Origin of the sequence: Stenotrophomonas daejeonensis (assembly GCF_001431505.1) — a bacterium.
Classification (GTDB): Bacteria; Pseudomonadota; Gammaproteobacteria; order Xanthomonadales; family Xanthomonadaceae; genus Stenotrophomonas; species Stenotrophomonas daejeonensis.
Window position 1 is genome coordinate 79,823 of sequence record NZ_LDJP01000022.1, and the last position, 9,474, is coordinate 89,296.

At 69.0% G+C, this 9,474-nt stretch carries 10 protein-coding genes; 4 read left to right on the forward strand and 6 right to left on the reverse strand.

The features are described 5' to 3' along the window. Window positions 1–24 precede the first annotated feature (24 nt). Together ABB34_RS04760 and ABB34_RS04765 are read left to right on the forward strand one after the other, a co-directional pair. The gene (locus ABB34_RS04760; RefSeq protein ID WP_057640105.1) at window positions 25–780 is read left to right on the forward strand and encodes an ABC transporter ATP-binding protein; all 756 of its coding nucleotides are present in this window, start codon (window positions 25–27) and stop codon (window positions 778–780) included. Beyond that, window positions 777–1,970, forward strand: coding sequence for an ABC transporter permease (locus ABB34_RS04765; protein ID WP_057640106.1), 1,194 nt, complete (start codon window positions 777–779; stop codon window positions 1,968–1,970). Before ABB34_RS04760 ends, ABB34_RS04765 begins: the two co-directional genes overlap by 4 nt. Window positions 1,971–2,367: 397 nt before the next feature. Here the strand turns inward: ABB34_RS04765 and ABB34_RS04770 are convergent, their stop codons facing one another. Both ABB34_RS04770 and ABB34_RS04775 read right to left on the reverse strand, forming a co-directional pair. Beyond that, window positions 2,368–3,357 carry an energy transducer TonB gene (locus ABB34_RS04770; protein WP_057640107.1) on the reverse strand — a complete coding sequence of 330 codons (990 nt, stop codon included), beginning with the start codon at window positions 3,355–3,357 and terminating at the stop codon, window positions 2,368–2,370. A 211-nt stretch (window positions 3,358–3,568) separates the two neighbouring features. Then, complete coding sequence (locus tag ABB34_RS04775) at window positions 3,569–4,150, reverse strand: TIGR00645 family protein (protein WP_057640108.1); 582 nt, start codon at window positions 4,148–4,150, stop codon at window positions 3,569–3,571. Window positions 4,151–4,262: 112 nt separating this feature from the next. Here ABB34_RS04775 and ABB34_RS04780 point away from each other — a divergent pair, with 112 nt between their 5' ends. After that, on the forward strand, window positions 4,263–4,952 hold the full coding sequence (locus tag ABB34_RS04780) for a glutathione binding-like protein (RefSeq protein ID WP_057640109.1): 690 nt from the start codon (window positions 4,263–4,265) through the stop codon (window positions 4,950–4,952). A 44-nt stretch (window positions 4,953–4,996) separates the two neighbouring features. Here ABB34_RS04780 and ABB34_RS04785 read toward each other — a convergent pair whose 3' ends face one another. Further along, a complete protein-coding gene (locus ABB34_RS04785) occupies window positions 4,997–5,497 on the reverse strand; it encodes an isochorismatase family protein (protein WP_057640110.1) in 501 nt (166 codons plus the stop codon). A gap of 108 nt (window positions 5,498–5,605) precedes the next feature. Between ABB34_RS04785 and ABB34_RS04790 the strand changes: the two genes are divergently transcribed. Continuing rightward, on the forward strand, window positions 5,606–6,010 hold the full coding sequence (locus ABB34_RS04790; RefSeq protein ID WP_057640111.1) for an Lrp/AsnC family transcriptional regulator: 405 nt from the start codon (window positions 5,606–5,608) through the stop codon (window positions 6,008–6,010). 79 nt (window positions 6,011–6,089) lie between these two features. Here ABB34_RS04790 and ABB34_RS04795 read toward each other — a convergent pair whose 3' ends face one another. The 3 genes from ABB34_RS04795 to dnaG all read right to left on the reverse strand — a co-directional run bounded on the left by ABB34_RS04795 (window position 6,090) and on the right by dnaG (window position 9,420). Next, entirely contained in the window at window positions 6,090–7,058 is a 969-nt protein-coding gene (locus ABB34_RS04795; protein WP_057640112.1) for a bile acid:sodium symporter family protein, read from the reverse strand. 26 nt (window positions 7,059–7,084) lie between these two features. Further along, the gene (locus tag ABB34_RS04800) at window positions 7,085–7,573 is read right to left on the reverse strand and encodes a protein tyrosine phosphatase family protein (RefSeq protein ID WP_152979503.1); all 489 of its coding nucleotides are present in this window, start codon (window positions 7,571–7,573) and stop codon (window positions 7,085–7,087) included. Between the two features lie 119 nt (window positions 7,574–7,692). Then, entirely contained in the window at window positions 7,693–9,420 is a 1,728-nt protein-coding gene (gene dnaG / locus ABB34_RS04805) for a DNA primase (protein ID WP_057640120.1), read from the reverse strand. Window positions 9,421–9,474 lie beyond the last annotated feature (54 nt).

Genomic DNA, 9,474 nt, shown 5'->3' on the forward strand with positions numbered 1-9,474 from the left:
CACACAGCCAACAGGAACCTTGCAATGATCGTTGCAGAACATCTCCGCAAGACCTTCCCCGGACGGGGCAAGGACAAGACGCCGGTGGTCGCCGTGGACGACGTCGGCTTCATCGCCCGCGACGGCGAGATCACCGGCCTGCTCGGCCCCAACGGCGCCGGCAAGACCACCACGCTGCGCATGCTCTACACCCTGATGTCGCCGGAAACCGGGCGCGTGCTGGTGGACGACGTCGACGTGGCCGCCGACCCCGAGCGCGTGCGCCGCAGCCTGGGCGTGCTGCCCGACGCGCGCGGCGTGTACAAGCGCCTGACCGCGCGCGAGAACATCGACTACTTCGGCCAGCTGCACGGCATGGGCGCGCAGGAAATCGCCCAGCGCACCGCGAAGCTGGCGGCGGCGCTGCAGATGGAGGATTTCCTCGACCGTGCCACCGAGGGCTTCAGCCAGGGCCAGCGCACCAAGACCGCCATCGCCCGCGCGCTGGTGCACGACCCGCGGAACGTGATCCTCGACGAGCCGACCAACGGCCTGGACGTGATGACCACGCGCGGCCTGCGCGGCTTCCTCAAGGAACTGCGCGCCGAAGGGCGCTGCGTGATCTTCTCCAGCCACATCATGCAGGAGGTGGCGGCATTGTGTGACCGCATCGTGGTCATCGCGCACGGCCGGGTGGCCGCGCAGGGCACGCCGGACGAGCTGCGCGCGGCCACCGGCGAGGCCAACCTGGAGGACGCCTTCGTCAAACTGATCGGCAGCGAGGAGGGCTTGCACGCATGAACAGGACTTCGTTCTTCGGCAGCATGTTCACGGTGATGCGCAAGGAATGGCGCGACTTCTTCCGCGACCGCCGCACCTTCCTGCTCAGCCTGCTGGTCGCGCCGCTGCTGTACCCGCTGATCTTCTGGGGCATCGGCAAGCTCAGCCAGATGCGGGTGGAGACCCAGCTTGAAAAGAACATCGACGTACCGGTGCTGGGCATCGAGCGCGCGCCCAACCTGCTCAAGTACCTCGCCAGCTACGGCATCGACACCCACCCCGCACCGGCCGACATCGAGGCCCGCATCCGCGCCCAGAAGGAAGACGTGGCGCTGGCCATCAGCGAGGACTTCGCCGATGACTGGCACGCTGGCAAGCCGGCCAAGGTCGACATCATCACCGACACCACCCGCCGCAACAGCGACGTGGTGGTGGCGCGGGTGAGCAAGGTGCTGGAGGGCTACGGCAGCGGCGTCGGCGCGATGCGCCTGCTGGTGCGCGGCATCAATCCGGCCGTCGCCGCACCGCTGAACGTGGGCACCCGTGACATGGCCACGCCGGAAGCCAAGAGCAGCGGCTTCATGTCGGTGATATTGCCGATGATCCTGACCATCTTCGCCTTCATCGGCGGCGCCCACCTGGCGATGGATACCACCGCCGGCGAGCGCGAACGGCAATCGCTGGAACCGCTGCTGGCCACCCCGGTATCGCGGGCGGCGCTGGTGGGCGGCAAGATGCTGGCCGCCGCGCTGCTGGGCATGGTCTCGATGTTGTTGATCCTGCTCAGCTTCAAGCTCAGCGCCAGCGTTGCCGGCGGCAGCGCGGCGTCGATGGACGTCAGCTTCGCGGCGATGGGCAAGTTGCTGTTGACCCTGCTGCCGCTGGTGCTGATCGGCACCGCGCTGATCACCGCGCTGGCGGCCGGGGCCAAGAGCATGAAGGAAGCGCAGAGCCACATGATGTGGCTGATGATGCTGCCGATGCTGCCGGCCTACGGGCTGATGGCCTACCCGCTGAAGGACACGGCGCTGTGGCAGTACGCGGTGCCGTTCCTGTCGCAGAACCAGATGATCCAGAAGATCACCCGCGGCGAAGCTGCCTCGGCCGAACAGTGGGGCCTGTACCTGCTCAGCTCGCTGGTCCTGGCCGCGCTGCTGTGGGCGCTGGCGGTATTGCGCTACAAGCAGGAGAAGCTGGCGATCTCGGGTTGATGCGCAAAGCCCCTCTCCCCGTGGGGCGAGAGGGGCGATGCCCTCGCAATACCTGATTGCTGCATGCCGCAGGCGCCGGGCTTGCCCGGCAAGGCTTCATGCGGGGCCAGCCCCGCATCTACATGGAGTGTCGATCCGCCTGAGCCTATCGTAGGTGCCGGGCTTGCCCGGCACGGGGTTTCACCGGGAAGGCTTCATGCGGGGCAAGCCCCGCATCTACGTGGAGTATCGATCCGCCTGAGCTTGCCGTAGGTGCCGGGCTTGCCCGGCACGGGGCTTCCCCGGTAACGCACCGATGCGGGGCGAGCGAGCCCCGCACCTGCGAGGTTTTGAGGAGAAAAAACGAAAGGCCCGGATCGCTCCGGGCCTTTCCTGTTTCCGCGACGCGGGGTGCCGGTCAGTTGTTCGGCTGGAACGCCAGCGTGCGGCGGGTGGTGGTCGGGCTGCTTATCGGCTCGAAGCGCCAGCGCTTGACCGCGTTGAGCGCCTCGCGGTCGAACACGCGCGGCGGGCTGGCGCGCAGGATGCGGGCATCGGTGACCGAGCCGTCGGTGCCGACGGTGATCTCGACCAGCACTTCGCCGGAAGTGCCCGAGCGCAGCGCGTCGGCCGGATAACGCGGGGCCGGCGTGCTGACCGCGCGCAGCGTCGGCGCGGCGGCCGGCTTCGGCGTGGCGGCGGCCTGCGCGGCGGCGCGGGCGTCGGCTTCGCGCTTGGCCGCGGCCTGACGCTCGGCTTCCTGGCGCTCGCTTTCGCGGCGCGCGGCTTCCTGGCGTTCGGCCAGTTCGCGGGCGGCGGTGGCCTCGGCGGCCTGCTGCTGGGCCAGGCGCTGCTGCTCGACCTGCTGCTTGGCGCGGTTCTCGGCGTCGCGCTTGGCCCGCTCGGCCTCGTCCTGGGTGCGGCGCGAGGCCACCTGCATGCCGTTGCTGATGCCCTGCTTCAGCCGCGGCAGCGCCGGGGCTGAGGGGTCCACCTTCTCGATCAGGGCCACCAGCCGCTGCGCCTCGTCGAAGTCCTCGCGGGTCAGGCTCTGCTCGGCGGCGATCAGGGTGTAGGGCTGCAGGTCGGTCAGCGCACTCTTCACCGAGGCGTCGTCGGGCAGCTTGTCGCGCAGCGCCAGGTAGTACTCCATCGCGTTGTCGCCGGCCGGCGCGTACATGCGGTTCTCGCGCAGCGCGGTGCTGGCCGAATCGCGCAGCTGGTCGGTACCCATCGACTGCACCTTGGCGGCGGCCGCCGGTTCGGCGGGCGCGGCGGCCGGGGCCTTGGCGGGTGCGGCGGCGTCGGCCGGGGCGGGGGCGTCCTGGCCCGAACAGGCGGCCAGGGCGATGGCCAGCAGGGTGGGCGCGAGCAGGCGCGCTTTTCCGTGGAACGAGACGTACGACATCAATCTTCCCCTTGAATCGACTAACGCGAAGGTATGGTCGCTTGGAGCGTTGCAGGTGCGCGCGGCGTTTCCCGACGCCGCGCCGGCTCCGGTGCGAAGGCCGAATCTAGCATTGCCGCCCCCGGCTGCACGAGGCAGGGGGCATGGTAGGCACAAAAAGCGATGGCCGTCACATTGTGGCGGCGCATCGCCGGCGTCCCGGGGCAGGCTCTCAGTGGCCGTTCGGCCTGGCGTGCCCGTTCGACATCAGCTTGTCGGTCCAGGCGATGCCGATCGCCGACAGGATGAACACGCAGTGGATCAGGGTCTGCCACATCACCCCGGTGGAGGTGAACTTGGTGCAGGCCACGCCGGCGGCCAGTTCCGGGCCGCACAGCGGCAGGCCCAGCTGGCCGGCCTCGATGAAGGTCTTGAGCAGGTGGATCGAGGAGATGCCGATGATCGCCATCGCCAGCTTTACCTTCAGCACCGAGGCGTTGACGTGGCTGAGCCACTCCGGCTGGTCCGGGTGGCCCTGCAGGCCCAGCCGCGAGACGAAGGTCTCGTAGCCGCCGACGATGACCATCACCAGCAGGTTGGAGATCATCACCACGTCGATCAGGCCGAGCACGATCAGCATGATCTGCTGCTCGCCCAGCGCGTCGGCGTCATGGATCAGGTGCCACAGCTCCTTGCCGAACAGGAACACGTAGACGCACTGCGCGACGATCAGGCCCAGGTACAGCGGCAGCTGCAGCCAGCGCGAGGCGAAGATCAGGGACGGGAGCGGGCTCAGGGGCTTGTGGTCGGACATGGGCGCGGCGGATCGCTGCGTTGCGGAGGTGCGGCAGATTAACGGCCACCCGTTGACCTGCCAAGCGTTACCGTAGCGGTCCCGACCACGGTTCCCCCACGGAGACGCATCCATGATCGACCTGCATTATTGGCCCACCCCCAACGGCCACAAGGTCACCCTGTTCCTCGAAGAGGCCGGGCTGGACTACCGGCTGCTGCCGGTCAACATCGGCAAGGGCGACCAGTTCCAGCCGGACTTCCTGGCCATCTCGCCCAACAACAAGATGCCGGCCATCGTCGACCACGCCCCGGCCGACGGCGGCGCGCCGCTGAGCGTATTCGAGTCCGGTGCAATCCTGCTGTACCTGGCCGAGAAGACCGGCCGCTTCATCCCCGCCGACCCGCGCGGCCGCGCGGCCACGCTGGAATGGCTGTTCTGGCAGATGGGCGGCCTCGGCCCGATGAGCGGGCAGATGGGCCATTTCAACGTGTACGCGCCCGAGCGCATACCCTACGCCATCGAGCGCTACGACAGCGAGGTGCGGCGCCTGCACCGGGTGATGGACAAGCGCCTGTCCGAATCGGCGTACCTGGCCGGCGACGACTACGGCATCGCCGACATGGCCAGCTACCCGTGGATCGGCGCCTACGCCAAGCTGCCGGCCGATTTCGACGCCTTCCCGCACCTGCACCGCTGGCACCAGGCCATCGCCGAGCGCCCGGCCACGCAGCGCGCCTACGCGCTGGGCCCGACGGTCAACCCGGATGCGGGCAAGCCGCTGAGCGAGGAAGAGCGCAGGCACCTGTTCGGGCAGCGCTGAGCGGCGCCGACTGCCGGGAATCGGCCGGCTTCCCGGCAACGCCGTCAGGCATCGGCCACCACCGCCACGCGGGTGGACAGCGCATGCAGCGCAAACTGCTGGATGTTCCTGTCCACGGTGGTCGTGCAGTTGGACAACACGCTGACCTCGTAAGGGGCGGCGTCGCGCGAAATGGCGGTGAACGCCACGCAATTCTGCGTCATCATGCCGGCGATGCGCAGGCCGGTGGTCCCGAACCCCGCCAACACCCGTGCAAGGTCGGTACGGTGGAAGCTGTCGGCATGCCGCTTGACCACCACCGGTGCATCGCCGGCGGCGGCGAGGAGGCGAGGGTGGATTCCGGCCCCCTGCGTACCCGGCCTGAACAGCGGGCCGTCGGCCGTGGCGGCCTCGTGGCGGACGAGGACAACAGGCTCGCCACGCGAACGGGCGCGGCCGATGGCGGCCAGCGTGGCCTCCAGCGTGGCTTCAGGATTCCACAGCGGAAATGCGCCGCCGGGGAAATAGTCGTTCTGCATGTCGATGACGAGCAGTGTGGTGGCCATGCATGCGTTGCCTTGTCGAATGGGGTTGCGTCATCGTAGGAACGCACCCGCCATCCGGTAATTGCAGCCTGCAAGAAGCCGGGCCGTTCCGCTTGAGGATTGAAAAAGATGCCGTTGGACAAGATGGGGCGCGCCATCCTTGCGCAGCTCGGGCGCGATGCACGCACGAGCTGGCAGGCGCTCGGTCGACAGGTACACCTGACCGGGCAGGCGGTCGCGACGCGGGTGCAGCAGATGGTCGACGACGGCACCATCCGCCGCTTCACCGTGGTGCGTGGCGACCTGCAGCGCTATTTCGTCACCGTGTTCATGGACACGCCGCGGTTCGACGCGTTCGAGGCATTCCTGCAGGCGCATGCCGATGTCGAGAGCGCCAGCAAGATCGCCGGCGAAGGCTGCTACCACGTGGTGCTGGCCTGCGCCGATCCGGCGGGGCTGGAGGCCTTCACCGGGGCAATGCAGCACTACGGGCGCTACAAGGTCGCCAGCGAGATGCGGCGGGTGAAGGATTGATCGCGACCCAAGGCAGGAGCGCACCGTGGTGCGCGATGGGGCATCACCGGTAAAGCCCATCGGGCACCCGGGTGCGCTCCTACGGTTTGCGCGCGTAGCGCCGCGCCACCATCGCGCATACCACCAGCTGCAGCTGGTGGTAGACCATGACCGGCAGCACGATCGCGCCGAGGCTGCCGCCGGCGAACAGCACCTTGGCGATCGGCACGCCGGTGGCCAGGCTCTTCTTGGAGCCGCAGAACACGATGGGGATCTCGTCCTCGCGGCCGAAGCCCAGCCGCCGCGCCAGCCAGGTGATGCCTGGCATGGCGATGGCCAGCAGCACCGCCGACACCAGCGCGACGGCCAGTAGCGAGCCGAGGGGCGTGTCGTGCCACAGGCCTTCGCTGACCGATTCGCCGAAGGCGCCGTAGACCACCAGCAGCACCGTGCCCTGGTCGGTGTGGCGCAGCAACGCGCGCTGCCGTTCCACCCAGCGCGCCAGCCACGGCCGCAGCAGGTGGCCGGCGACGAACGGCACCAGCAGTTGCAGCATGATCGCGCCGACCGCGTGCAGCGGGTCGGCCATGCCGCCCTGCGCGCCGGCCAGCACGCCCATCAGCAGCGGGGTCAGGAACACGCCGAGGATGCTCGACAGCGACGCGGCGCATACCGCCGCCGGCACGTTGCCGCCGGCCATCGAGGTGAAGGCGATGGACGACTGCACCGTGGATGGCAGCGCGCACAGGAACAGCACGCCCAGATAGAGCTCCGGGGTCAGCACGCGGCCGTCCAGCGGCTTGAACGCCAGCCCCAGCAGCGGGAACAGCACGAAGGTGCAGGCCAGGATCAACAGGTGCAACCGCCAGTGCAGCAGGCCGGCAATGACCGCCTCGCGCGGCAGCCGCGCGCCGTGCAGGAAGAACAGCGCGGCGATGGCCAGGTCGGTGAAGCGGTCCAGCCCGCGCGCGGCGGTGCCGGTCATCGGCAGCAGCGTCGCCAGCAGCACGGTGCCGAGCAGGGCGAGGGTGAAGTTGTCCGGCCGCAGGCGCGACCACCAGCGGGTCATCGGGGGAACGTCCTTCTCGGGTGGATTCAGGGCTTGGCCGGGTCTTCCAGCACCGCGCGCACCGCCGGTTCCAGCGAGGTCAGGCCGGCGGCGCGGCCGAGCTCCAGTGATTCCTCGGCCGAAGCGCCGTCCACGCGTGCATGCGCCAGCGCCAGCAGCGCACCGACGCGGTTGCCCGAGGCACAGTGCAGCAACGTCGTGCCGGCATCCTGCTTGAGCAGGCGGTCCAGCGTGCGCGCATTGGCCTCGTTGATGTCGCCGGCGCCGTCGATGGGCAGGCGCACATAGCGCAGGCCCAGCTTCTCGGCGGCGGCCTGTTCGTCGTAGCCGCGGTCTTCCTGCGGCGCGCGCAGGTCGATCACCGTGGTGACGCCGGTCGCGGCCGCCTCGTGCAGTTGCCGGGCGCTGGGCTGGCCGCCGGTGAGCAGGTGGGAGCGCGGCTGGTGCAGTTCGCTGGCGTGGCTACCGCCGGCAAGGGCGAGCGCCAGCAGGGCGATGCGGTGAATGTGTTTCATGCTGCCTCCTTTCATGGGGTGCGGGCCGGATGCGTTGGTGCAGGGGCGGCGCAAGCCGCGGTGGGCTTTCCCCGCAATGCCGGGCCGCGGCTTGCATCGCTCCTTTAGGGGGAGAGTTTTCAGCGCATCGCCGCCAGCGCCTTGAGCAGTTCGCGCAGTTCGTATTTGTCGGTGTCGTCCAGGCCCTGCTGGCGTTGCTTGGCCTGCAATTCGCCCACGCGCTGCTGCAGCAACTGCTTTTCCAGCTGGGTGATGGCGTCGTGCAGTTCCTGCGCCCAACTGGCCTCGTCGCCGGGCAGGTCGATGGCGGCCAGCCGGTGCAACGCGGCCTGTTCCTCGCGGCCGTCGAAGTGCTGCAGCAGCGCGCCGGTGCTGATGTCCGGGCGCTGCTGCACGAGGTCCAGCAGCTCCAGCAGCAGTTCGATGCCGGGCAGGCGCAGGCCGGCGACGGCATGGTGGCCTTCGAGGCTTGCGGCCAGCGAGGGTTGCTGCAGCAGCAGGGCGATGGCCGCGCGCACCAGGCTGCGCTTCTGCACCGGGGCGGTGGGCGCGCGCCGTACCGGCGCCGGCGCCATGCCGGCGGGTGCGCGGCCGACGCCGGTCAGGCGTTGCAGCTCCTGCTTCATCAGGTCGCCGAAGGCACCGTCGGGAATCTGCGCCAGCATCGGTCGGGCGCGCTCGGCCAGCCGCGCCTTGCCGTCGAGCGTGGCGAGGTTGATCTCGCGGGTGAGCTCGTCGAAAAAGAACTGCGACAGCGGCGTGGCCTGCTTCAAGCGCGTGTCGAAGGCCTCGGCGCCTTCCTTGCGCACGATGGTGTCCGGGTCTTCGCCGTCGGGCAGGAACAGGAAGAACGCCTGCCGCCCATCCTTCATCCGCGGCAGCACCGATTCCAGCGCGCGCCAGCCGGCCTTGCGCCCGGCGTTGTCGCCATCGAAGCAGAAATACACGTCCGGCGCATTGCGGAACAGCAGCTCGGCATGGTCCGGGGTGGTCGCCGTGCCCAGCGTCGCCACCGCCTGGGTGACGCCGAACTGGAACAGGCTGACCACGTCCATGTAGCCCTCGACCACGATCAGCCGCTCGATCTTCTGGTTGGCCTGGCGCACCTGCCACAGGCCGTACAGCTCGCGGCCCTTGTGGAACAGCGCGGTTTCCGGCGAGTTGAGGTATTTGGGGCCGTCGTCCTTCTGCATGACCCGGCCGCCGAAGGCGATGACGCGGCCGCGGCGGTCGAAGATCGGGAACATCACCCGGTCACGGAACTTGTCGTAGACGTGGCCGCGGTCGTTCTTGGAGAACAGGCCGGCGCGGTCGAGCAGCTTCATGCGCCGCTCGTCCTTGCCCAGTGCGTCCTTCAATGCGCTGTAGCCGTCCGGCGCGTAGCCGATGGCAAAGCGCGCGCGGGTGTCGGCATCGACGCCGCGGCCGTCGAGGTAGGCGCGGGCCTTGTCGCTGCCTTCCAGGTGTTTCTGGAAGAAGCGGCTGGCCGCGTCCAGCGCGGTGTAGAGGTCGCGGCTGTCGTCCTGCTGTTGCTGGCTGCGCGGGTTGGTTTCGCGCGGCACTTCCATGCCGGCGCGCTTGGCCAGTTCCTCGACCGCATCGAGGAACTCGAGGCGGTCGTAGTTCATCAGGAAGCTGATCGCGGTGCCGTGCGCGCCGCAGCCGAAGCAGTGGTAGAACTGCTTGGTCGGCGATACCGTGAAGCTGGCCGAGCGCTCGTCGTGGAACGGGCAGCGCGCGGCATATTCCTTGCCCTGGCGCTTGAGCGGCACGCGCGAGCCGACCACTTCGACGATGTCGGAGCGGGCGAGCAGGTCGTCGATGAATGCGTCGGGGATGCGGGCCATGACAGGCGCATAGGATGCCATGCGCGCGCTGCCCATGTAGGAGTCAACTGTCAT